The following is a 23,654-nucleotide window of genomic DNA, read 5'->3' as shown; positions in this document are numbered from 1 at the left end:
AGTTGAATACAAATAAATTTATGTTACAATTGGAGGAAAAAATGAAGAAAAAAGATATTATTACCGTAAAAATTGACGGCGTGCGCTTTCCCAATAAAGCCTATGGCTTTGTGGAAGGGGAAAAGGTTATTGTGAAAAATGGCGTACCCGGTCAGACTGTTTCTGTACAGGTCATCAAAAAGCGCGGCGGCAATGTGGAAGCTCGTCTGCTGGAAGTGGTGGAACGCTCTGAACTGGAACGACAGGAAGGATGCTGTTCCCATTATGAAATTTGCGGCGGCTGCACTTACCAGACCATGAAACGTCAGGCAGAACTGGATATGAAAGAACAGCAGGTGAAAACATTGCTGGAAGATGCGGGCATCCATGTGGAAAGCTGGGAAGGCATCACACCTTCTCCTTTGGAAACAGGCTACCGCAATAAATGCGAGTTTTCCTTTGGGGATGAAGTGAAAGATGGTCCTCTGGCACTGGGTATGCGTAAGAAAATGAGCCATTACGAAGTGGTGACATTGAAAGACTGTAATATCGTAGATGCGGACTTTGTGACCATCGTACAGGGCGCACTGACCTTTTTCCAGGAAAGAAACGTTGCCTTCTATCACCGTATGCGTCACGATGGTTCTCTGCGCCATTTGGTTGTGAGAAAGGGGAAAGCAACAGGGGAAATCCTGGTGCATCTGGTGACTACATCTGAAGTTCCTTTTTCTCTGGAAGAATTCAAAAATATGATTTTAGCGCTGCCTTTGCAGGGTGAAATCTGCGGCGTACTTCATTCCGTCAACGACGGCGTGGCTGACGTGGTGCGCAGCGATGAAATGACAGTTCTCTATGGCAGAGATTTCTTCATGGAAAAACTCTTTGATTTGGAATTCAAAGTGTCTGCCTATTCCTTCTTCCAGACAAATACAGAGGGTGCGGAACAGCTTTACAGCATTGTGCGGGAATTTGCCGGTGATGTGGAAAATAAAATGGTATTTGATCTGTACTGTGGTACCGGTACCATCGGACAGATTATGGCAAGAGCCGGTTCCAAAAAAGTCATGGGCATTGAACTGGTGGAAGAAGCCGTTGTGGCAGCCAATGAAAATGTCGCAAGAAATGGCTTGACCAACTGTATATTCTTAGCTGGGGACGTGCTGAAAATGGTGGATGAACTGACAGACGAGCCTGATGTTATTATCGTAGACCCTCCCAGAGAAGGTATCCATCCCAAAGCCATCGGCAAGATTATCGACTTTGGCGCGCCGGAAATCGTTTATGTGTCCTGTAAACCCACATCTCTGGCAAGAGATTTGCAGGAATTCCAGGCAGCTGGATATGAGGTGAAACGGGTACGTTTGATGGATATGTTCCCTAGAACGGTTCATGTGGAATCCGTGGTACTGATGACACGTTGTGGTGGACAGGCGTAAAATAAGGGTTAAACCACAAGATATTGTGGTTTGTAGGTGAAAAAACGGGGGTTTTTCGGTGCAAAAATTGCCCGTTTTTTGCCCTTGAAAAATGACCTTTGGACAGATGACATCTACTGTTTTTAAGAATTGAAGCAGAATAACCTGTGGTGTTTCAATCAGGTACAAGTGGGGATGTCAGGAGATAATAAAAGATTCTCTATGGTTAGCACCTTGCAGAAATGCAGGGTGTTTTTTCATTCATAGATTGTTTATACAGAGCTTAAGCACGAAAAGTTGAAAATGCAAACCATTTGGTTTATAGTAAATTAAGGCTTATTTTAGATATATAGGATTATGATGAAGATATCCGATATAATGAAAGAATTATGTAATAAAAAGAATATAAGTGTTTTGGAACTTGCTAGACAGATAGATCAGACACCGCAGAATTTTTGCAAGAAACTGAAACGAGATACTGTGACTCTTGAGGAAGTAAAACAGATAACAGATGTTATGGAAGTGATTTTTGAGTAATCGTTTGTTTTTCCGGATGGAGAACAGATAAAAACAAGTAACGAATAGGAGGTGCTTGGCATGGACACAGTGGATTTGATTATTAAGTCATCAACAGATTTTTATGATGAGTTGAAATCTGATGAAAATGCTCGATATCGTTCATGGGAACATTGCTATTCACATTTTATGATGGCTCGTGGCAATGAAGATATTGACTATGATTATTTGAGCTTACAGCTTGCTTTCTATTTAGCGAGTTGGGGAATGTATCGCGGTTCATCATTTTTATTGCAGAAGGACTATAGAATACATATTCCCGTTGTAAAAGAATTGCTAAGCGAAAAGTATGATGCATTGGCAGGAATTAAATGTGTTGATTTTAGAAAAGAAAATAATCAAAAGCTACTCCAAGAAATAAATGCATTTTTGGACAAATACTATGATAAGATTAGACATGAAGTAAAAGAACAAGAACTTAAAAATCAGTTATCTTATACACTTATAACAAAGATATTGATGGGAACATTAGGATGTGTTCCAGCATATGATAGATATTTTATAGCCGGAATTAAAAATCAAAAGGTAGCAACGGGCAATTATAACCTAAAGTCTATTATGTTGCTTGTAAATTTTTACGACAAGAATACTGAACGATTGGAAAGTGCTAGATCAAAAATGAAAATAGAAGATATGCAATATCCACAGATGAAATTACTTGACATGGGATTTTGGCAGATTGGTTTTGATTTAGACATGAATAAGGGAATAAAAACCGCTACTAGGAGGAAAGGTTGATATAAAATTACCTAAAAAAGCTAATTATGCTGGAACTAAATCTGGTGGCATAGCTTTTTGGATGTAAAAACTGCCCGTTTTTTGCCATTGAAAAATGACCTTTGGACAGATGACATGGGGAAGTTTAATAAAAGATAGGAAAAGATGAAGGTGTCATTATGAATATGATTAAGAGGGGGGCTGGAAAATGGAATCAATTTGGGAAAATATAAAGCGACATGAGGGAGAAGTTTTTTATACCGTGTCTGGTTTGGAATTTACTTATCAAGTGGTGGGTGAAAAGCTGATTCACACACGCAGTAAAGTAGCAATATCAAAAAGTGCTTTTGAAAAAGCGATTGTCTTAAATCCTCAAAAGCCGTCAGATCTTCACAATGATGTAGTGGGACCATCCTATATTTATGCAATTATTTCAGATTCAAGAATTCGATGAGTTGTTATGTGATGGGACTCTAAATTTTTCTGGGAAAAGAAACGAAAAAGCGACTGATATATCAGTCGCTTTTTTCGTGCCCAAAAGTTTTCAGAAACAGCCGAAAGACCTCCTGATCCGTTTCTAAATCCCGTGTGAGAAACCGTTTGGTCATTTCTACGAGGATGCTTTGAGAAAATAGTGGAGCCAAAGGACAGGGAAGAAATCGACGAAGAAGCATCCGCTGAAAAGCTTCCAGAGGTTCCTTGGCGATGTGTTCCATGAGTTTTTGTTCTGTCTGCCGCAGTTCCATCAGGTCAACGGCAGCATTCCATTCAGAAGTTTTCTCTCTCAAAAAGTCTTTGAGTGTCTGTTCCAAGATAGAATCTGCCTGCCGTAAGAAGCAGAGATTTATTTTCGTGGCAGGCTCCTGACAAGGAAACTCAGACAGGAGAGATGGATTTTCTTTGAAGGAACGCTGGGTATCCGCCATGGATTGGTGGACTTCATCCTGTAGTGCCACAAAATCTATCTGTGCTGTCAGACGAAAAAACAAAGAAAGATAGTGCTCCAGAAGATAACTTTTCGTTCCTAAGGCGCGCTTCAATGCCGCCGCAGAATGAAAAATTTCTGAAAACGTGGGTGGATTCTCATCATTATGAGAAAGAAAAGCTTGAAAAATATCCATGATAAAAACCGCCTTTTCCAAAAGTCGGCAGAGCCGCTTGTGGTATATAAACTCTGATGGCGAAAGGTGTCAAGGAGAAAAATGGATTTTAGGAAAGAGGGTGAAAACGATTGAAAAAACAGAGGATTTGGTTTGCTGCGTCAACAGGGGCAAGACCGCCGCCAGTACCGCCTGATTTGCCCCTGTGTGCCGCTTTGTAGAGCAGGTAGAGTAGTTGCAGGGTAAGGCAGTTTGGAGCGAATTTGCCCCGATTTTGGGCAAAGAAAAAAAGTGGGTATTGGGAATCAATATCTGCCCAAAGGGACTTTGCCAGATGTGAAAAATACTTGCAGGTGAAAAGCCGGCGCTGAACTGCCGGCAGAGTCCCTCAAATCCCCGCAGTGCGGAGATTTTTTGCCAGCGCCGGTGAAAAAAGATTGGCGCTCATTTGCGTGTTGTGAAACAGAAAAAGAAAAGATTGTCTTAGGAACCAGTGGCTTTGTCAGGTGTGCTGGTACCGACGCTATGGAGAGAAAGGAGCATTTTTATGAAAGAAGAATACCAGAAACAACGATATACCGTGTGGCTGTCTAAGGACGCCATTCAGAAAAGTGATGCGGCAGTAACAAGGGAAGATTTCGCAAACCGCAGTGCATTTATAGAAAGAGCCATTCACTTTTACTCCGGTTATCTTTATCAGGAAAGCCATCAAGATTTTTTATCTGAAGTGATGTTGGAATCCATGAAGGGCATCGTAAAAACATCAGAGAATCATTTGGCTCGTTTGCTTTTCAAAATTGCTGTAGAGATGGCAAAGCTAGAAAGTATGCTTGCTGCCATCAACGATATGGATGAGGCAACCATGCGCAGACTTCACATCCGCTGCGTCAACGAAGTGAAAAAGATCAACGGCATCCTCACCATGGAGGATGCTGTGAGGTATCAAAGAAGTGATGAGTAATCATTTTGCCTGTTCAGAAGAAAAGACTGCCGCCTGTTTGGTTCAGCTGACAAACAGAACGCAGTCTTTTTCTTTTGAAAATCAGGATAGAAAATTTTGAAAACAGAGGAAGGTCTTTGACAGGAGAGGTCTGCCCTTTTGCTGATCCATGGTATGGCTCACGAAGAGCCATGAATGTGAACCATTCAATATAACAGTTACAGGTATACAGAAAAGAAAATGAATATCTTTGGGCGGCAGCAGATATGGATTTTTGTTTGAGATTTTATGCGGGATATACTATACTGAAAAAGAAAGAATCATGAAACGAAAAGTCGAATGATAAAAACAAGAATAACGGAGGAAACCTTGCATGATTACAGGAGCCATTAAAAATAAAGTGGATAAAATCTGGACGGATATCTGGGCAGGCGGCATTACCAACCCTCTGACCGTCATCGAACAGCTGACATACCTGATGTTCATTCGTTCTCTAGATGAAAAAGAGCTGGAAACCGAAGAACTAGAAAACCTGATGGGAGAAAAAATGGAACACATCTTCCCAGCATCATCTGCGGGGCAGTCCATGCGCTGGAGCAAGTTCAAAAACAATGACCCCCGTGACATTTACGATGTCATGAGCCAGCGTGTTTTCCCTGCCATCAAAAACATGAAGCAGGGACGACTGCCGGATTTTGACGAGAGAGGGGAACTGGTGGAAATCCCTGACGAAGATGGAACAGGTGCCCAGAGCAATACCGCCTTTGCTCGTTACATGGAGGACGCCATGTTTCTGATTCCCACGCCTCAGGTATTGCAGAAGATCATCACCGGACTGGAAGACCTTTATGAGCATGATATTGCGGACTTGGATATGCAGGGGGACTTGTACGAGTATATGCTGGGCAAGCTGGCAACGGCTGGGCAGAATGGGCAGTTCCGTACACCGAAACACATTCGGGAAATGATGGTAGAGCTGATGCAGCCCACACCTGACGACACCATTTGTGAAATAATCATACCGAGTTTGATACAAGGTATGGGTAAAATTAAAAAGTGTGCCCTTGCGGTGTAAAATCTGCTCTTGGGGTGTGTTGACAGACCGGGGCATCCCGGCTATTTTTATATTGCCGTTCAAATAGGAGGAATAACATGAAAACATTGTATTTGGTAGGAAACGGTTTCGACATACAGCATGGTATTAGAACTCCATATTCTGAGTTCAGAAGTTTCTTAGAAACGCATCATGAGTCATTTCTAACGGATTTTGAGGCTATGTATAACATTCAGCCTTTAGATGATACAGAGCCTTGGTACACTGAAGCGGCACAAGAAAGATGGAAAAAATCAGTGCTAAAAGATTTATGGCAAACATTTGAGGAAGAAATGGGTAACCCAGATGTAGAAGGAATGCACGATATGGCAAGTTCCCTTGCAGAGCAAATGCCAGAAGAAGGTATAAAATATACTCTGGATCTTCACTGGAAGGAACAGTATGGGTTTTCTTCAGATTTACAGAAATATGTACTTGAGTGGTTAGAGTCTATAGATACATCAGGTGTGTGCCCCATTAAAAAGAGTTTCATAGGAAATTGTTCTGATATTTTCATTAATTTTAATTATACAGATGTCCTAGAGCGGGTATATGGGGTAAAAACAGTTCTTCACTTGCATGGAGGAGTACCATCATGCTCTGCAATACCACCCATCATGGGGCATGGAAATAAATTTATTATAGATTATTACAAACGAAGAGCACAGTGTGCAAGTGAAGAGTTCGTAGAATGGGAAGAAAGTATATGCTCCGCGATAGCAAAATTTTGCTCGTCATTATATAAAGACACGGATGCAATTATATCGAGAAATGAATCGTTTTTTTCAAGTCTAAAAGATATAGAGCAAGTAGTATCCATAGGTTTGTCGTTTGGGAATGTAGACACTCCTTATCTCTTGCGAATTGCTGAAGAAATAAAGCCAACATCAAAATGGATTATTTATTATTATAGTGAAGACGATAAAAAAAGACTTAAAGATGTATTTGGAATTCTAGGACTTTCCAGGAAATTTGAAACCTATTTTCTTCCCAGCAGAATGTTTTGGGATGACTAATCAATAGCAAAAGACACCTCGCAGCTGGAGAATGATGCTCTCGTTGCGAGGTGTTTTTGCGTAGGTGCTTATGCCTTTATTTCCGCACCGTTTTTGAAGGTGATCCGCACATCGTCTGCGGAGTAGACGGTCATAAAATCCACCAGTCCGCACCAGAGGTTTGTTTGAAAATCGGTGACCAGTCCGTCCTGCTCCCGGAGAACCTTGAGGAACTCCTCAATAGTGCCTCTCCGTGCCTTTTTATCGGCGATCTGCTCGGTGATGGCATCCAGTTTGGCTTTAGCTTCATCGTAGCGGTGGACCAGTCCGTCATAGCGTTTCTGGTATTCTGTCTGGTCAAGGGCCACATGAGCATTTTCGTAGATGCACTTTTCAACCGCATCGGCAAGCATCTGTACTTCCTCAATCAGTGCAGTTTCTTGGGCTTGCAGAGACGTGAGGTCAAAGGCAAGGGCCAAGCCGCCGGTCAAGGATGCGATGATGGTATCCTTCTGGGCAAGAAGCTGGTTGACTGCCGAAATAAAGTAGCGGTGGATATCTTCATTTGTAAGGTGTGGTGTGGTGCATTTGTGGTCGCCATCAAATTTGTGATTGCACTGCCAGATGATCTTTTTGTACTTATCATTGGAGTGCCAGGTTTTGGAGCCGTACCAGCTTCCGCATTCGCCACAGCGAATTTTGCCGGAGAAAAGGTGGACACCGCTTCGTCTACCGCGCTTGCTGCGCCGTTCCATTTCCTGCTGAACCATCTCGAATACCTCTGGGGAAATGATGGCTTCGTGGTTGCCCTCCACATAGTACTGCGGAATTTCGCCCTCGTTGACCTTTTTCTTTTTGGTGAGGAAATCAACCGTATAGCTTTTCTGAAGAAGTGCATCACCCTTATATTTTTCGTTAGTGAGGATACTCCGAACCGCTCCGGCGTTCCATTTATCCTTGCCGCCCGGCGATTTAATGCCGTCAGCGGTTAGCCTGGCGGCAATGCCGTGCGGCGTCATGCCTTGCAGGAACATACTGTAAATGCGGCGGATGATAACCGCTTCGTCCTTATTCAAAACCAGATTGCCATCGGGTCCCCGATCATAGCCGAGAAACCGTTTGAATGGCACGGTGACCTTCCCGTCAGCAAACCGTTTTCTCTGTCCCCAGGTACAGTTCTCTGAAATGCTGCGGCTTTCCTCCTGCGCCAGTGAGGACATGATGGTGATGAGCAGTTCGCCCTTGCTGTCCAGGGTCCAGATGTTTTCTTTCTCAAAATAGATCTCCACGCCTTTTTCCTTGAGCTGGCGCACCGTGGTCAGGCTGTCTACCGTATTTCGGGCAAAGCGGCTGACCGATTTGGTGACGATGAGGTCTATCTTGCCAGCCAGTGCATCCGCCACCATGCGTTTGAATCCCTCGCGGTGCTTGGTATTCGTACCCGTTATGCCCTCGTCCGTATACACGGAAACAAACTCCCAATCGTCCCGGCTTTTGATATAGTTGGTGTAATAGTCCACCTGGGCGCTGTAGCTGGTGAGCTGCTCCTCGCTGTCCGTGGAAACACGGGCGTAGGCGGCGGTGCGGCGCTTTTTCTTTTCATTGATCGGCGTTGCCGTGAATCGGCTTATCGTCGCCGGTATTGTCGTTACTTTCGCCACGTTTTTCCCTCCATCTCTGTATCATTACTTCTCGCATGTGCTGTTTTCGCTCCTCTGTATGCCGGGGCATCTTCCGCTTGTTTTCCCATGCCGTCTCGAAGGTATGCCCGTCAAAGAAGCGGATGGAAAGCTGATATGGAGCCGTGATGTGAATGCAGACAATCTGCTCACGGAAAACCGTCTCACTAAATTCCTCCAGACCCATAGCGTCCGCACAGAGGTTTTTGAGGGCATCTTCCTTGATGCTGGGGCTTTGGCATTTTCCGCCTGACGCACATCGCCATACGGAATCAAAGCTGCCGTCTTTGTGCCGTGAACGCTGCCTGTGGTAGTTCTCGCCGCAGCTGTCGCAGCGAATGCGGCTGGTAAAGCAGGAAGTGTTGGGGCCGAGCTGATGCTCCTGCACATACCGTCCCTTGGCGGCTCTGCGCTCATCCGTCCAGCAGTCCTTCCGCATGGTGGATTCCCAGTGGTGCGGAACGATGCGGCCATCCTTAAAATAGAAAATCATCTCATTCGGAGCAGGAATCTCAATGTGGTCGATCTGCTCTGAAAAGATGATTTCATCAAACGTATCCAGTCCCATGACTTCAGCGCAGGCATCTTTGAGCATCTGCTCCGGGATGTCCTTGTTTTGACAATGCGCATTCCCGGTCTTTCTTCGGGTACCGCAGACCCAGATGGTGTAGTTGGCATTAGGGTCTTTTCTCCCCTTGCGGTTAGACCGCTGATAGCTCTTTCCGCACCGGCCGCACTTGATTTTGCTGGTAAAGCAGGAGGTGTTAATGCTCCAGTTTGCCAAGGCGCCAAGCTCACGGCGGCGCGCTTTCTCAGCCTGCACCGCCTGGTAGACCTCCATTGGAATGATGGCTTCGTGGGTGTTCTCCACGAAATACTGGGGCAGCTCCCCACGGTTGATCCTGCTTTTCTTGCTGATGGGGTCAACCACATATTCCTTCTGGAACAGAAGGTTGCCCGTATAAGTGATGTTTCCGAGGATCTGCCGGATGGAGGTGTTGCCGAAATGCTGTCCCTTATAGGATTTCACGCCCATCTCGGCAAGCTGCTTTTCTGTGGTCTCCGCCGACAAACCGTTCATGTAATTGTCGTAGATGAGCCGAACGATCTTTGCCTCCTCCTCATGGATGACCAGATGATCGCCATCCCAGCGGTACCCATAGATTTGAAAGCGGCCGTTGGGGATACCTTTTTCAAATCGTTTCCGGGTACCCCATTTGACGTTGTCCGACAGGCTGCGTATTTCTTCCTGAGCAAAGGATGCTAAGAGGGTCAGCATCAACTCGCCGTCCTCGGTGAGGGAGTCGATGCGCTCCTTTTCAAACTGTACGGAAACGCCCAGCTCCTTGAGCCTGCGCACCGTATTCAACAGGTCAACGGTATTGCGCGCGAAACGGGAAATGCTCTTTGTCAGAACAATGTCGATTTTTCCGGCTTCGCAGTCGGCAATCATCCGATTGAACTCTTCGCGGGCTTCGGCTTTGGTGCCGGTTATTCCGTTGTCGGCATATACGCCCACATATTCCCAGGCGGGATTGCTCTGAATCAAACTGCTGTAAAAGCTGACCTGTGCCGAAAGGGAGTGCTGCAGCCGCTCGGACTCCATTGAGACTCTTGCGTAGGCCGCGACCCTTTTGCGGCGCGGCATCTGCGGTGTTTTCGCTTCGATTTTATTTACAATCCGCATGAAATCACTCCTTTCCGACACTATATATCACTCTGAAAGCCGATTATATCAAGTCATTTTCCGATAATAATGTACCCAAAGATGGCGAAAACTCAGCCCTCAGATTTGTATCAATTACGGCATATTCCTCCTCGCTCAGAAGCCCCTTTTCTCGGAGATTCTTTGCGATGGAGAGGGCGGCAAGGTAGCTCATTTCAGAACGGAATTTGTCCTCACTCATGCCCGTCACCGCCTTTGTAGCGGTCTGCGATATAGCAGGCGTGAGAGCAGTATTTTCTTTTTGCGTTGCCGTAGGCAGTGAAGGGCTTTCCGCAGTGAGCGCAGGTGAAGTGGTATATGGCTCTGCGGTTGACCTTTTCCGGGTGTGCATTCCACCAGGCGGTACGGCAGTTATCCGAGCAGAACTTGACTCGCTTTCTTCCGGGAGTCTGCGTAAGCAAAGCGCCGCACTGCAGGCAGAATCCGGCGTCCAGTTCAATGCGTCTGTTATCTGCAGCCTTCGTGCCGGTCATTCCCATCTTACGGCAGAACGCGACAACGGTATCTTTCTTCAGTCCCACCGCCTTGGCGATGGTGGCGTATCCATATCCCTGTGAGCGCAGGGCGGTAATCTGTTCTTTTTGCTGATTTGTCATTGTGGTTCCTCCGTTCCGAGGGTTTCCCTCAATGACCCATCTGGACATAGAAGCCTATTTTGGCCGAAAAAAATACGCCCACCGAACCGTTATGGCTCGATGGGCTTTCAGCAGGTTAAGTTATTTGATTTTGGCTGCGTAGTCAAGCGAGATCCACCCAGCGCCGGATTTGAGCCGTCCCCAGCCCGTCGTGGAGCCTTTGCCGGACTTCACCTCAACGATGGTGAACACGCCCTTGCCGGTAAACCTCCCGGTCTTGGCGTAGTCCGTTCCCGGTCCGGTTCTGATATTCAGATCCGTGATGCTGACCTTTACGAGGAACGGAACCTCTGCGGCTGTTGTGTTCGATGTGTAGATGTTTACACCGTTTACATCAAACACACTGTATCCCGGATTTGCGTCAGCGCACTTCTTGGCGTTGGAAAGGATCTTATATGCGCCTTTCTGCGACTTGCTGTCAGACCAGGTCTTGCGGACACGGTAAAGCTGCGTGGTTACAGTAGGAGTATCAGCTGAACCGCCAAGCTGTGCTGTGACCTTTGCGGCAAGATCACCCATCCGGGCATACATCCAACTGCCCGGACAGGACTTGTTGGCAAACCAGCGATGGACAGTCAGCACCATCTCATCAGACTTCGGCTCATAACTGAGTGTCTTATCCTTATCACCCAGCCAGAGGAGCTTTTTCTTGCCGTTGCGCTTGCAGATATCCACGCAGAGCTTAATGAGCGACTGATAGACCACATCCTTAAACGCATACGGCTCCGTGGTGTCGGACGCACACTCGATGGTGACCGCCCTCTGGTCATTGGCATTGGAGGAAGAACACCAGGAGCGGTTCTTTTCCTCCACATATATTCCCACACGGCCGTCCGCGCCGATGCCGTAGTTGCAGCTTGCCTGCCTGGATGTAGGCAGAAAGATATTGCCCAGCGTCTCCACCGAGCATTGCCCCACCACGCAGTGGGGCGTGATGCGGTCGATGCTGTGTGTCCGCAGCCCGGAGTGGTTGGGGCTAAGTTTTGTATAAGATACCAGTGAACTGTTTGTGTAAGCCATTTAATTTTCCTCCTTTTCCGCTCTGTCATGGAGCTGCTCTAAAACGGTTTTGATTTTTTCCGGTACGGGGAGTCCCAAGTGTGCCGCATTCTCCAGGAGACTCACGCCTTCGTTGGAGAGGTAAAAGAAAATGACTGCCGTGCGAAGGACGCTGCCTGTCCCGATCACCTGCGCATCCAGGATATTGGCGATCCCCACCAGCAGGAAGATCAGCACCTTCCGGCAGATGCCCTTAAAGCCCACCTCGCTGGAGAGCTTCTTGTCCGAGATGGCGCACATCACGCCCGTGAGGTAATCCACCGCCACGAATACCACCAGGGCGATGAGCAGCCCGTCACAGCCGCCCAGGAAATAGCCCAGCCAGCCGCCGATGGCCGTAAAAATAAATTGAATCAGGTTCCAGAATTCTTTCATGTCGTCATACCTTCCTTTCCCGCTTTCGCGCATGAAAAAAGCGGCTCCCGGATGGGGGTACCGCTAACAACAGAAACTGTATTTACTAAACTCCACTGCCGCCCAGCTTTCAGGGGCACTGTGCAAGGGTGGAGGAATTGAAAAAACTGACGCTGTCCGTCCGGAAATCCGCATTTCCCATTCTTCCTTGTTCAATAATCGCAAACAAAATCGTGCAATATTCCCGTTGCTATCCATCTGCTTCAGAGGTAATATCCACCACGAGGAGGTAAAAGCATGGATAAAAGCTGCTTATTATGCCAGTTGACCGACCTTCGCATTGACACGGTCCTGGACCGGATTGCCTGCTCCGATGAGGTGTATCAGTCCATCCTTCAGACATCAAAGGAATATGCGGAAGAACTGGAGCAACTGGACTTATCGGAAAAAGCGAAAAGGCTCATTGACTGCCACGCCAGCGAGCAGAATGCTTTAGGAAGCCGTTATGGGATCCTGGCGTACCGTTTGGGATTTTCGGACTGTATGGAGTTAATCCTGAGCTCACTGCAAACCCCTTCTTAAAGCAGATCCATTCCGTATGGAGGGCAACAAGGCACCCACAGGGAACGTTTTCTCCCTATGGGTGTTTTACTCTCTGCCCGGACATTTAAGAAGAGACTGCTGGCCCTTCCGGGCGCTCATCCTGTATATTGGTGATTTTCGCCATGTAATAAACCTGCCGGAGCGTCCTTGGGAAGAGCACCTCCTGGCAATGGATGAGGAGATAAAGCCATGCCGAAGACACCACGCTCTCCCAGACGTGGAACTCCCAGGGCAGGCTCCCATAAGTAGCGGTGGTATAGATAAGCCCTCCCGTGCATCCGTCACAGTTTTGCAGCCGGATGCATTCGTCCACATAAAACGCGGCTTCCTCAATATCTCCAAGCATTAAGGCAAGGGCGGCATATCCAAGGGTCCCTTCTGTCCATACCAGATCCGGCGCCCCGGCATAATCCTCCGTCCTGTCGCTGTACGGTTTAAAACCAGAGAAGGTCGATTCTGAAGAGTACGCCTGGTTATAGTGTTCTTTTACGGAGCTTTGGACGATAGCCTTATCCTCCGTAAGATACACCTCTTTTGCCGTGGAAAGGCAGGTGCGCGCACAGTCGGAGTGGATCACCGAGGTGATGAGCATCCCCGCCCAGGTAGTGCAGTCCAGCGCCCACGCCACGTCCGGCCTGCCGCCATTGATGCCCTGGTAGAACCTGCCGTTTTCCCTGTCGTAGCATTTCAGGCACAGCTGGTCCCGGATAAGCTCCGCCGCTTCCTTATATCTTGTGTTTCCAAGAACCAGGGAACATCCCGCCAGTGCCTGGAGGGAAGAGCATTGATGCTCTACAGAACACCATTCAATTTCGATATCCTGATAACTGTAATCATCTCCATACGCGCCGTGGCCGCCAGTCAGGAGCCCGTATCGCGGATCGCCTTTTTCCGTGACCTGCCGCGATAAAAGCCATTGGCCTGCCTTTTCTATCATCGGCTTATAGGTCAGGTCGCCTGTCTCAAGCGCATAATAACACATCCCCCATACGAGCCACCCAATCGCCCCGGTCCGCACGTAACCCTGGAACAGCTGACCGATATACAGGTCATAGGAAAAATTAAAGCTGCCGTCGCTGTTCTGCTCAGTCTGGAGCCTGCCCTGCATCTCGCGGCACAGGTCATAATCCCCGGCGTGTGTAAAGACAAGGAGCGCAAGCCCTGCATCGTAGACCCAGCACCTCGAATTCAGCATATACCCGTGAACGCCGAGGGCGCTGGAGCCGTCCCTGTTATACTGCGGATCGTCCTGCGGGATGAGGTACGATGCCGGGAGCCTGCCAAGGTGATAGGAGTTATTGGTATCAGAGATGCCCACAATCTCTTCCTCGCCATTTTCAAGGATTTTAACCGCTTTGCATATCTTGATGCCCGGATAGGACTGGTTGGAATACCAGATACCGCTCGCCATAGCTGTCACCTCATTTCTTCAGTGTGAACTGATCTACAATTCCCATATCGCTGGTGCGGTGCGTGGTAATGATGATGCGGGATTCATCCACATCCACGCAGGAGATATGCGGGACCATCTGCTGCTCAGATTTCACCGCATACCAATGCTCCCCGGAGAGCGGATAAAATTTACTCCCGGAAGCGGAATTCAAAGTAACATAAAGCGTCTGCCCGTTGGACGTCTTAGTGAACTCGCTGCCGCCGCTGCCCGCCACCGCACAAGTTTCGGTAACCGTATCCCCGACTGCGAGAGCGGAACAATCCATAACATAGGTCCTGCAATAGGAATGCACATGTCCCATCAGGACAAGATCGACCCTGTTTTGTGAAAAGCACGGCGCCAGGGCATTCCGCAAAAGAACATACTGCTCCTCCTCGGCGGTATTGGTCGGCTGGAAGATAGAGTGGTGGAACATGGCAATCGTCCAAACCGGCCTGCCGTACGCATTGCGGTAATACGCCACTGTCTCATTGATAAAATCAATGTGCTGCTGGATAGATTCGTCCTTGACATTGGTGTTCAGCACCAGAAACAGCACTTTATCAAGGCGCACCCAGTAATCCCCGGCGCCGCCTGCCACGCCGTAACTGCTTTCATTGGGCAGGAAGAAATGGCCGGCAAATCCCATGTTGTCGTCATGGTTTCCCATAACGGCAAGGAGGGGATGCGTTTTCATTTCCGGAGGTGACAGGAAATTGCTGAACTGCTGCTCCGCAAGCGCCATATCCACCTGGGCATCCACATTATCACCGAGGATGGCTATGAAGTTCGCGTCCGAGTATAAACCAAACGCCTTCTGCAGGCTGTCCCGCCAGTTTGCGGCGGACTCATCATTGGTAAGCTGGGGATCTCCTGCGGCAATGAACCGGAAGGCGCCACTTACAGAAGGACGGCCGCACAGCTCCATCTGCTCCGTTTCTGCTTCCCCGGCATGGAGCGTATATTCCAGCTCCCCGGACGGGATGCGCACTTCAGCCTTATAGGTTACATGGCTGTACTTCTCGGAAAGGTATCCCTTATTCTCCGCTGTGAAGCGGCTGTATCCTGCAATACGCACGTTGGCGTCTGCGGTATCCACCGTGGAGAGGAAACAGAAGTTTCTTCTGCTTCCGCTTGCCCCCAGCATGATTACGACATCGGTGATTTCAGAAGCCACGGCAGGAATGGGAGGCGGCACTTCCGGCAGGGGATAGAGTACATCCGACCAGAGGATGGTTTCCGCATTGAGGTATTCCGCATCATCGGGAACCAACGCATACAGGTTGATTTTATAATCGACAAAGCGGGAATACCCGTATTCGATCATCCCCCGGTGGCGGTCCGTGGACTCCGGGAGCCGGAAGTTCTGCGAGATAATTTCTGCGTCATAATCTGTAATAAACTCCGGCAGGTCAGGCGTCTCCATCGGCATATCATCTTTGCCAACCCAGCCGCTCAAGGCCTGCCTGACCGAACTCCGGCTTATCAGTTCCAGAGGATTGAATGAACCGCTTGCGCCAAGCCCGATGTAGTCCTCCCGTACATACCCGGTCCGCTGTTCGGGATCGGAAAAATATTCCTCCCTTACGGCATCCGTGACGGGGATGTTCCAGTCCTTCCGCACAAACTCAATCTCATAAGCGTAGGTGGAATCCCCGCCGACTTCAATATCCTCCCAATACCAGTAAATGATTTTCGTTGTGCTAAACGCCGTCCTGTAATACCTTACCGGATCGAGGTCTGTCTCTGTCGGCTCCCAGGGAATATACCCGCCTTGCCCATCGGACATGTACGGGTCCGACCGGTCAAAGGCATGGAGGTAATATTCCCATACTTCCAGGACACGCCCGGTTGACCATGTGTAGTATCGTTTCCCGTTTTCATCTGTCGCAGCCACCAGAGGGCAGTAACATTCCAGTTTCCTTGAGTCGCTGCTGACGTGGTAAACTGCCACCGCATAAAGGCTCGGATCTTCCCCGTCAGGCAGCCTGCATATGCCCTTTATAACGCCTGTGTATCCCGGATAATAATACTGCTCCGGACGGGTGTACACAGGGTCAATGCGCTCGGCATCGTCCGGGATATTTTCCGCACCGCCCCACATGAGCTTGTACGCATAATCCTGCGGATAATACTCCCCATAGTAGGGCTGCACCTCCCAGGCAGAGGGGTCAAGCATCCTCTTGATGAACTCATAGGCCTTTTGCGCTGCCTCGCGGTATTTTTCACTGTCAAATATCTCATGCATAGCATCACCTTTCTCCTGATCAGTCGGAAGGGAGGGTGCAGTAGAATACCAGCAGCGTTGTGGTGTTGGAATTTACCCCGGACAGGCTTGCTCCGATATATTCTTCAAATTCGCTGCCTTCTTTGCGGTTCAGTGTAACGGTTCCCTCACTTCCGTCACTGGTGTGGATATGGAAATACGGCCGGTCACGGTAAGGGCGGGTGAAATAGAAGACGCCGTTTCCGATCATCTCCCCAAACTCCACCGTGTATTTCGCATCCGGCTCCGTGATATCCTGCACGGAGTTTACATATCCATACAGCGATTCGTTCATGGTTGGGAGATACGCACCTACTGTTATCCTGACCTCCCTGTAATTAAACGGGTTCCACTCTATGCCCACAATGCGGCTTTCAGACGAAATCGCCAGAGGCTTGAAGGAAAGGGACAGTTCATCCCCAAGTTCCAGGCTGCCCTTCTGGTAAAGGGAAAGGTCATAGTTGACCGTCCCGTCCGACGCGTTGTAGGAATAGCTGATGTCCTGCACAGAGGAGGTTGTCATCACATCCACAGGCTCCGTATTCCCTACGTGGGAGCGGATGCCGATGGTGTAGCCATAGTATTCGATTTCCCCTTCCGCCAGGGCGATGAGCTGCATGATGGCGGCACGTCTGGTACACTGCTTATTGATCCGCAGCGTCAGCATTGTTTCAATATCCACGGTACCCACGTTAAAGGGCGTCCCTAAAAGAAGCGTGGCAAGGATGTCTTTTGCCGTCCCGGACATATCAAAGGCTTCCACCTTGTACTCCTCATTATTAAGGATGTAGGATACATGCTCCCCGGTAAACTGGGTGTAGCACATGCCGCCGGAAATGTTCTTTTTGACCTGTGTGATGTTAAATATCAGCCCTTCTACCTCCAGGCGGCTGTCCACATCCACATAGCCTTCGCTCTGGCGGGTAAGGAGCCGCACGTCCACCGTGCATTCCCCGCTCAGCTTCTGCACGATGCTGCAGGCGTTGACCGCCTTGTAGGTCTTGAGCAGGTCCCCGGAAGAGCCGTCTGCGTTTGCCGCATAGAAGTTCAGCGCAGGGTTTGGCGGCACCGCGCGGTACCTGGGCCGGATGGTGCGGTCAGAATCTATCTCCCGGAACGGTGCGCTCCAGCCAATAAAAATCATCCCGGTGATTTTCTCCGGTGCGGGCGGGACGGCATCGCCGCCCTTGTCCACATACTGCTCGGAAAGTAGGTCATCCCCGGCATAATTTAAAAAACGCACGGTGAAACCGCTGACTTCATAAACCGGATGAATGGTCAGGTCCGACTGCACGTTTGTATAATCAGCGTCCCACTCCACAAACGTCATGCCGGATATCACTTCGGGTTCCGGCGGCACCGCGTCATAGGTCTCTTCCACCGTCTGGACAGAGAGCGCCTCTGTCCCCGCATAATTCATAAATGTGACCTTGTACAGGCTGTGGTAGCGGGGGCGGACTGTTTTGTCATAGGTGATGTTCGTGATGTCGCTGCTCCAGCCAATGAACACCATATCCTCAAACTCTTCCGGTTCGGGGGCATAAGGCGTGGCGTCCCCGCCCTCCGGCACGTCCACAGTGCCGAGGAGGTCATCCTCATCGTAATTTAAAAACCGGACGGTGTAATAGGTCACGCCGTCAAGCACATAGGACATGGGATTCCTCCTTCCTTATGCTGTGCCAAGGTTGCGGATCGCCGCCTGCCCCTGGGAATACTGGATCTGGGAGACCAGCGTGGTGATCGCTTTGCCATCAAGGTAGATGGGCTGGCTTAAGTTTACTGTCCCGCCAAGGCTGCCGCCGTTCCCTGCGGACGTGGCGCGGATGCTTGCCTCCATCCCTGGGATGGCATGCTCCAGGTCCATCTCTTTTGTAAGTCTGCTGATTTCATCGCTTACCAGCCCCCGGCTTCTTTCGATGCCTTTTGCCAGCCCCTGCATGAAGTCCGGCATCCATGCCTCGTAGTCAGACAGCGGCCCCTCATCCGGCTTGGAAAAGTGGAGGAAGGACGCGATCTTCGAAGCGATGCCCGATACCGTATCGACCACCGCGCCGATCATACTCTTGATGCCGTTGATCAGGCCCCCGATGAAATCCTTGCCCCACTGGAGCGCCTTCCCCGGCAGGCCCGTGATGAACGAAATGGCGGACGAAAATCCGTTTGACACCACGGAAAACAGCCCGGAAAGCGCCGAGCCGATACCGGAGACGAGATTGTGGAAAGCGTTCACCGCCGCGTCTTTCAGGCCTGTTGCAATGGAAACGACAGTGTTTTTGATGCCGTTCCATACAGACGAAGCCAGGTTGGAGATGGCCGACCAGATGGACGAAGCCGCGTTCTGGATATTGGTCCAGATATTTGTGAAGAACGAAGCGACATTCTGCCACAGGTTGCTCCACCACTGGGGTATCTGGGAGAAGAAATCCAAAAAGGACTGGAAGGCTGCCGGGATCGTCTCTGTAAAAAAGGAAACCAGCCCCTGCCAGATCGCCATGCACGCCTGGGATACCGTCTGCCACAGGTTCCCGAACCACTCGGTGATCGCGCCCCAATTCTGCACAATGGCGATGATTCCCGCGATGGCGGCCGCTACCGCCGCAATGACCGCGATGATAGGAAGGAGCGAGATGTTGAGCGCCCCAAAGGACACCGCAAGGGCGGCGATGACCGGCGCGAGGGCTGTAAATGCCACCATCAGCGCGCCGAGGATGATAATGAAGTTCTGTATCGGCCCCGGCAGGCTCGAAAACCACTCGCTGACTGTCGTGATTGCCGCCACAAGGGGCGGCAGGATGGTGTTAGCCAGTTCCATGATCTTTTCCCCCAGCGGCGCGAGGGACTGCTGGAGCTGGCGCGTGTTGGCCTCCATCTGCTGCATGGGCGTCAGGGTGGCGTCAAACATCCCCTGGGCGGAGCCTTTGACGCTGTCATAGGTGCTGCCCACCGAGGTCAGGGAGGTAATAAATTTCAGGTTCCCGTCCTCAGCCATCGTGCCGAAGGCCTGCGCCGCCATGTTGAGGGCGTCCTGCTCGCTGGTGCAGTTCGCGATATCCGCCACGATGGAGTCAATGACCTGCTTCTGGGTGGCGCTGCCGTTCTGCCAGGCAAGGAAAAGCTCCTGGGTCTTGGCGGAGTACAGCCCGATGGAATCCGCAATCGTCCCGTCCGCAAGGCGGGTGGTCACCTCGTTGATGGCGTCGTTGACCTTGTCCAGGTTATATGCGCCGCCCGCAAGCCCGTTCTCCAAGAGCTGGAAATACTCGGACGCGGAATAGCCCGCCTGGGCGAACTTGCCGGAGTATTCAGAGAGGTTGTCACCCAACTCATTGGTCTTGTCCAGCCCGTTCTGCGTCCCCTTGACGATGTAGTCCATCGTCTCCTGCGCCGTCAGGCCGTACTGCTTCATCAGGGCGTTGACGCCGCGCAGGGTCTCGTTCATATCGATACCGTAGAGCTGGTCTAAGGTGAGCGCCTGCTGGGTCAGATTTGTAAGCTCGGTATCGGAGAGGTCGCCAAGGTTCTTCTTTACCATGATGACCGCGTCCGCCACAGACTCCATGCTGTCGCCCACGCCCGCCGCATACACATCCCGAACCACCTGGGCGGACGCTTCCGCAGCCGTCCCGGTCTCCCCGAAATAGGCGTTGACCTTGGTGACGGCGCTTTCCGCTTCGGAGTATGCCTCCACCGCCGCGCCGCCTACCTGCTGAATCTTGTTGCCAACCACAGAGAGCTGGTCTGCCGCTTCCATGACCGCGGCGCCTTTCGTGGCTTCTGCGATCTCACCCACATCATCCGCCGCATTCTGCGCGGCGTCCCCGGCCTCGTTCAGTTCATTGATGAGATTGCGGATGGCCTGCCCGTCATCCACCGTGTCAATGGCATCGGTGAGCTGGCGGAGGTCCGCCCTGCCGCCTGTGGCGGACTTGCCGATCTTTTCAATAGCTGTTTTGAGCTGGTCGGAGTTTGCCGTGCCGTTTTTGATGGCGGCCACCAGACGGCTCCCCAGCACATCGGCGTAATCGTCCACCGTCTTCCCGGTGGCGTCAAAGAGCTTCATCAGGCGGTCAGTGTTGGTGCAGAGCCGCTCCTGCTCGCTTTGCAGCCCGGAGAGGTCTGTCCGGTAGCGGTTCAGCGTCCCCCTGGTGTCCTCCACCTCCCGCTGGAAGGCGAGGTACTGGTCCCGGCCGATGTCGCCGCGCTCAAACGCCCGCGTTACACTTTCCTGGGCGTCCTCCAGGGCCTCCAGCTTCTGTTCCGTCTCCTCGATGGCGTCTGTTAACAGCTCCTGCTTCTGGGCAAGGAGGGTGACATTGGACGGGTCCAGCTTGAGGAGCGTCTCCACATCTTTTAGCTGGCTCTGGGTCTTTTTCAGGCTGTTGTTGACACTTTTCAGCGAATTTTCCAGCCCTGTGGTATCGCCGCCGATTTCCACGGTGATGCCCTTGATTCGGTTTGCCACTGGATACACCTCCCTCCTTAAGCGGCGTTAAAACCGGTCAAAATCCTCCTGCGTGGCCAGCGTGGCGTAAGTGCATCCGTCATTGCTGCTCTCGGCGTACATATCGTTGACCAGGCCGATGGTGAGCAGCCCCAGGTCGCGGATGGAGATGCCAAGCTGCACACAGCGCAGGAGGAAGAGCGGCGTTGTCATCTGCCGCTCAGTCGGGCGAAGTTTTTTTTAGATTCCACATCGGTCTTCACGTTCAGCCCCCACAGGTCGATGATCTGCGGCAGGATCTGATAGATGGAGAAGGTGTTAAAGCCGTCCAGCCATTCCTCCGGTGTGTCCGGCACGGATGGGTCGGCGTGCTTCGCCATCACATAGGAGATGTTCTCGAACATCTCCAGGGAGAACAGGTCGAGGCTGGACTCCTCTGGGTTCTCCTTATCTACGGCTTTTTCCAAAGCCCGCAGGTCGCGGAAGATGTCCCTCTGGAACTTCATCCGGTAGATGCGGGGGATGGCGGCGGATGCCTTAAAAGGCACCTGCCTGCCGTCGATCTCAATGGTCCGTTTTAAGCTCATCAGATCCCACCTCCCAAGTCATCCTCCAGATCCAGCTCACTGCCGAAAGTGGTTTGTGTGTTGTCTGAACCAGTGCCGGGGCCTGTCTGGGTAACCTCCGTATCCGTCCCACCGCCGCTCTCCGTAGTAACCGGCAGATAGACCTCCTGGTACCAGTTGTTGTAGGCTTCCTCCGTGGTAGTGTCGGAAGTCCTCGCCTTGACAAAACCGCCCTCCAGCGGCGCCGCCGTGATGGTGAGCGTTTCTGTCTGCACCTCGATCTCGTCCTCATTGGTGGCGGACTCAATGGACGGGCGGGTGGCCGTGCAGTTATAGAGGACATGGCGGATCTTCTTCACATCCCCATCGAACTCAAAGAGCAGGGCGAATTTCGCCGTCTCCACTGTGGCATCCTCCACCAGTACGCTGTTATCATCCAGCGTCTCCTTCAGCACATCGGTGCGGAAAGACTCCGGCACCATCGCCACCTCCAGGTCGCCCTCATAGCCCTGGTTGTTGGAGATGGTGTAGTAGGCATAACCGTCCGCGTAAAAGATGGACGGCTCCCCATTGGGGTCCAGGGACAGGGAGACCGCGCCGGGGATCGCCACCGGCGTGCCAAACGTAACCTCGCCGTCATCGCTGACCGTAAGCAGGGCGTAGTGGACGTTGCAGATATTGAACTTGACTTTATTCTTCTTGGGCATCGTTGTTTCCCTCCATTTCAAATGAATACAGGACCTCGTACAGCTTCTCGCTCTCAATCCACACCTCGGAACGGGCATAAAAAATGCCGTGCTGATCCAGCACAGCTTCCACCCTGTTTTCCGCCGCCGGGTCCTTTCGGTCGGTGTAAAGCTCGATCCGCACTTCCTCTATCTTGAAATACACCCTGCCGTCCGCCGGGAAGTGTCCGCTGTCCGGCAGTAGGTAACAGAGAAAGGGCGGGGCCGGGGATTCCCCTTCCGCGAAGTGGTCATAGGCGAAGGGGATACCCATTTCCTGTAATAGAGTTATCAACCTTTCCATCTTATCCCTCCAGTGCCTTTCGGATATCCTCTTCGAGCTGCCGGATACCGGCCGCTTCCGCGTCTGCGATATGGGGCTTGGCGGATACGCGCCCGCCGCCCCGCTTGGCGTGGCCGAACTCCAGAAGGTGGGCAAGCTGGTAGCGATTCCGGGAATGGACGGTAAGGGACAGGGAGGAAGATGTTTCCCTCTGCTTTTTCACCGTCCAGCTCTTTGCGTATGTCCCCGTGTCCTTCGGGGCATTTTCCCATATCTCGTCCCGGACGGTATTCCCGGCAGCCCGCACCGCTTCCTTTATCTCATCGGCGGCCAGGCCGCTGTATTCCCGCAGGGAGTCCATAATGGCATCCGCGAGGGAGCCGACAGATACACTTCTCGCCATGTCACCGCCTCACTTTCTGGCATTTGAACTTCACGGATTTCTTCTTGAAATTCATGTGGTCAATGCCGAGGATGTTATACAGTTCTCCGTCATATACGATGCGGAATCCGTCAGCCGTAATCTCCGACACCGCTTTGCACCAGCGGACCGTGAAGTCTGCCTTGGTGTTGTCCACCACCATCCCGGCAGCAGTGCTTTCGCTTGGCGACTCGCCGCTGACGGTGGCGTGGCAGGAATAGAAGTCCTCCCAGGTGTTTAAGTGGTTCCCGATCTCATCCACCGTGACGGTGTTTTTCTGCACCGTGATCTTCTGGTTCAAAAGGGAGATATCCATCAGAATCCCTCCTTCCGGCTACCGAACAGGAGGGCGCGGAGCGTCAGGTTCAGGGCGTGATGGTCCGCCTCCTCCCGGTGTTCATACAGGTACGCCGCCGCGTACATCACGGCGATCTTCCCGTTTTCCGCGTTCTCCAGTTCCGCATCCTCCTCCGTGCGCAGGATATCCTTGCACTGTTTTTCCGATGCGGCGATCAGATGGGAGATCAGCGCATCGTCATCCTCGTGGTCCACACGGAGGTAATTCTTCATTTCTTCCAGGCTGACCATCGTCCTCACCTCCAATCCATAAGAGGGGCATGGCGCGAAGCCATACCCCTCCGATCCTCAT

Annotated in this window: 26 protein-coding genes; 8 read left to right on the top strand and 18 right to left on the bottom strand. The window is 51.0% G+C overall.

Translation table 11 applies throughout. The annotated features are described in order from the left end of the window. Window positions 1-41 precede the first annotated feature (41 nt). The 4 genes from rlmD (at window position 42) to INF29_RS01560 (ending at window position 3,141) form a co-directional block, all read left to right on the top strand. A complete protein-coding gene (rlmD, locus tag INF29_RS01575; protein WP_193484210.1) occupies window positions 42-1,415 on the top strand; it encodes a 23S rRNA (uracil(1939)-C(5))-methyltransferase RlmD in 1,374 nt (457 codons plus the stop codon). Between the two features lie 336 nt (window positions 1,416-1,751). Next, on the top strand, window positions 1,752-1,931 hold the full coding sequence (locus INF29_RS14635; protein WP_408626510.1) for a helix-turn-helix domain-containing protein: 180 nt from the start codon (window positions 1,752-1,754) through the stop codon (window positions 1,929-1,931). 60 nt (window positions 1,932-1,991) lie between these two features. Next, on the top strand, window positions 1,992-2,708 hold the full coding sequence (locus INF29_RS01565; RefSeq protein WP_193484208.1) for a hypothetical protein: 717 nt from the start codon (window positions 1,992-1,994) through the stop codon (window positions 2,706-2,708). Window positions 2,709-2,895: 187 nt separating this feature from the next. Beyond that, window positions 2,896-3,141: a hypothetical protein gene (locus INF29_RS01560; protein WP_193484206.1), complete on the top strand. Its 246-nt coding sequence runs from the start codon at window positions 2,896-2,898 to the stop codon at window positions 3,139-3,141. 61 nt (window positions 3,142-3,202) lie between these two features. Here the strand turns inward: INF29_RS01560 and INF29_RS01555 are convergent, their stop codons facing one another. Continuing rightward, window positions 3,203-3,808, bottom strand: a complete 606-nt coding sequence (locus INF29_RS01555; RefSeq protein WP_193484204.1) for a hypothetical protein — start codon at window positions 3,806-3,808, stop codon at window positions 3,203-3,205. Between the two features lie 526 nt (window positions 3,809-4,334). On the opposite strand from INF29_RS01555, the gene INF29_RS01550 reads away from it, so the two are divergent. The 3 genes from INF29_RS01550 to INF29_RS01540 all read left to right on the top strand — a co-directional run bounded on the left by INF29_RS01550 (window position 4,335) and on the right by INF29_RS01540 (window position 6,836). After that, window positions 4,335-4,748 carry a hypothetical protein gene (locus tag INF29_RS01550; RefSeq protein ID WP_087988693.1) on the top strand — a complete coding sequence of 138 codons (414 nt, stop codon included), beginning with the start codon at window positions 4,335-4,337 and terminating at the stop codon, window positions 4,746-4,748. 352 nt (window positions 4,749-5,100) lie between these two features. Further along, window positions 5,101-5,802: a type I restriction-modification system subunit M N-terminal domain-containing protein gene (locus INF29_RS01545; protein WP_330608238.1), complete on the top strand. Its 702-nt coding sequence runs from the start codon at window positions 5,101-5,103 to the stop codon at window positions 5,800-5,802. Window positions 5,803-5,879: 77 nt separating this feature from the next. After that, window positions 5,880-6,836 (top strand): bacteriophage abortive infection AbiH family protein, encoded by a 957-nt coding sequence (locus tag INF29_RS01540; protein WP_113649393.1) that lies wholly within the window; start codon window positions 5,880-5,882, stop codon window positions 6,834-6,836. Between the two features lie 68 nt (window positions 6,837-6,904). On the opposite strand, the gene INF29_RS01535 is transcribed toward INF29_RS01540, so the two are convergent. The 6 genes from INF29_RS01535 to INF29_RS01510 form a co-directional block, all read right to left on the bottom strand. Next, window positions 6,905-8,476 carry a recombinase family protein gene (locus tag INF29_RS01535; protein ID WP_193484202.1) on the bottom strand — a complete coding sequence of 524 codons (1,572 nt, stop codon included), beginning with the start codon at window positions 8,474-8,476 and terminating at the stop codon, window positions 6,905-6,907. Then, window positions 8,415-10,181: a recombinase family protein gene (locus INF29_RS01530; RefSeq protein WP_193484200.1), complete on the bottom strand. Its 1,767-nt coding sequence runs from the start codon at window positions 10,179-10,181 to the stop codon at window positions 8,415-8,417. The genes INF29_RS01535 and INF29_RS01530 overlap by 62 nt, the downstream gene beginning before the upstream one ends. Before the next feature lie 43 nt (window positions 10,182-10,224). Next, window positions 10,225-10,401 (bottom strand): SHOCT domain-containing protein, encoded by a 177-nt coding sequence (locus tag INF29_RS01525; RefSeq protein ID WP_002349498.1) that lies wholly within the window; start codon window positions 10,399-10,401, stop codon window positions 10,225-10,227. Beyond that, entirely contained in the window at window positions 10,394-10,816 is a 423-nt protein-coding gene (locus INF29_RS01520) for an RNA polymerase subunit sigma-70 (protein WP_113649391.1), read from the bottom strand. The genes INF29_RS01525 and INF29_RS01520 overlap by 8 nt, the downstream gene beginning before the upstream one ends. A gap of 120 nt (window positions 10,817-10,936) precedes the next feature. Next, window positions 10,937-11,875 carry an N-acetylmuramoyl-L-alanine amidase gene (locus INF29_RS01515; protein WP_193484198.1) on the bottom strand — a complete coding sequence of 313 codons (939 nt, stop codon included), beginning with the start codon at window positions 11,873-11,875 and terminating at the stop codon, window positions 10,937-10,939. Continuing rightward, window positions 11,876-12,289, bottom strand: coding sequence for a phage holin family protein (locus tag INF29_RS01510; protein ID WP_193484196.1), 414 nt, complete (start codon window positions 12,287-12,289; stop codon window positions 11,876-11,878). 276 nt (window positions 12,290-12,565) lie between these two features. Between INF29_RS01510 and INF29_RS01505 the strand changes: the two genes are divergently transcribed. After that, window positions 12,566-12,850 carry a hypothetical protein gene (locus INF29_RS01505; RefSeq protein ID WP_193484194.1) on the top strand — a complete coding sequence of 95 codons (285 nt, stop codon included), beginning with the start codon at window positions 12,566-12,568 and terminating at the stop codon, window positions 12,848-12,850. An 85-nt stretch (window positions 12,851-12,935) separates the two neighbouring features. Here the strand turns inward: INF29_RS01505 and INF29_RS01500 are convergent, their stop codons facing one another. Genes INF29_RS01500 through INF29_RS01450 form a run of 11 tightly spaced genes read right to left on the bottom strand, consistent with a single transcriptional unit; the run spans window position 12,936 to window position 23,593 of the window. Next, complete coding sequence (locus INF29_RS01500; RefSeq protein ID WP_193484192.1) at window positions 12,936-14,282, bottom strand: prenyltransferase/squalene oxidase repeat-containing protein; 1,347 nt, start codon at window positions 14,280-14,282, stop codon at window positions 12,936-12,938. A 10-nt stretch (window positions 14,283-14,292) separates the two neighbouring features. Next, on the bottom strand, window positions 14,293-16,551 hold the full coding sequence (locus INF29_RS01495) for a metallophosphoesterase family protein (protein WP_193484190.1): 2,259 nt from the start codon (window positions 16,549-16,551) through the stop codon (window positions 14,293-14,295). Between the two features lie 19 nt (window positions 16,552-16,570). Beyond that, window positions 16,571-18,223, bottom strand: a complete 1,653-nt coding sequence (locus INF29_RS01490; RefSeq protein WP_193484188.1) for a phage tail protein — start codon at window positions 18,221-18,223, stop codon at window positions 16,571-16,573. 15 nt (window positions 18,224-18,238) lie between these two features. Continuing rightward, on the bottom strand, window positions 18,239-21,031 hold the full coding sequence (locus tag INF29_RS01485) for a phage tail tape measure protein (protein ID WP_193484187.1): 2,793 nt from the start codon (window positions 21,029-21,031) through the stop codon (window positions 18,239-18,241). 27 nt (window positions 21,032-21,058) lie between these two features. Beyond that, window positions 21,059-21,223, bottom strand: coding sequence for a hypothetical protein (locus tag INF29_RS01480; protein WP_193484185.1), 165 nt, complete (start codon window positions 21,221-21,223; stop codon window positions 21,059-21,061). Beyond that, window positions 21,220-21,597, bottom strand: a complete 378-nt coding sequence (locus tag INF29_RS01475; RefSeq protein ID WP_193484183.1) for a hypothetical protein — start codon at window positions 21,595-21,597, stop codon at window positions 21,220-21,222. Before INF29_RS01475 ends, INF29_RS01480 begins: the two co-directional genes overlap by 4 nt. Beyond that, the gene (locus INF29_RS01470; protein ID WP_193484181.1) at window positions 21,597-22,283 is read right to left on the bottom strand and encodes a major tail protein; all 687 of its coding nucleotides are present in this window, start codon (window positions 22,281-22,283) and stop codon (window positions 21,597-21,599) included. Before INF29_RS01470 ends, INF29_RS01475 begins: the two co-directional genes overlap by 1 nt. Further along, window positions 22,267-22,605 (bottom strand): hypothetical protein, encoded by a 339-nt coding sequence (locus tag INF29_RS01465; RefSeq protein WP_193484179.1) that lies wholly within the window; start codon window positions 22,603-22,605, stop codon window positions 22,267-22,269. The genes INF29_RS01470 and INF29_RS01465 overlap by 17 nt, the downstream gene beginning before the upstream one ends. 1 nt (window position 22,606) lies before the next feature. Beyond that, entirely contained in the window at window positions 22,607-22,987 is a 381-nt protein-coding gene (locus INF29_RS01460) for an HK97 gp10 family phage protein (RefSeq protein WP_193484177.1), read from the bottom strand. A gap of 1 nt (window position 22,988) precedes the next feature. Then, complete coding sequence (locus INF29_RS01455; protein ID WP_193484175.1) at window positions 22,989-23,321, bottom strand: phage head closure protein; 333 nt, start codon at window positions 23,319-23,321, stop codon at window positions 22,989-22,991. After that, a complete protein-coding gene (locus INF29_RS01450; RefSeq protein ID WP_193484173.1) occupies window positions 23,321-23,593 on the bottom strand; it encodes a head-tail connector protein in 273 nt (90 codons plus the stop codon). The genes INF29_RS01455 and INF29_RS01450 overlap by 1 nt, the downstream gene beginning before the upstream one ends. Between the last annotated feature and the right edge of the window lie 61 nt (window positions 23,594-23,654).

The sequence above is a fragment of the Anaerotignum lactatifermentans genome, assembly GCF_014982935.1.
Taxonomy (GTDB): domain Bacteria; phylum Bacillota; class Clostridia; order Lachnospirales; family Anaerotignaceae; genus Anaerotignum; species Anaerotignum lactatifermentans.
The sequence above is the reverse complement of the archived record's forward strand: the minus strand, read 5'-3'. Positions and strand labels throughout refer to the sequence as shown.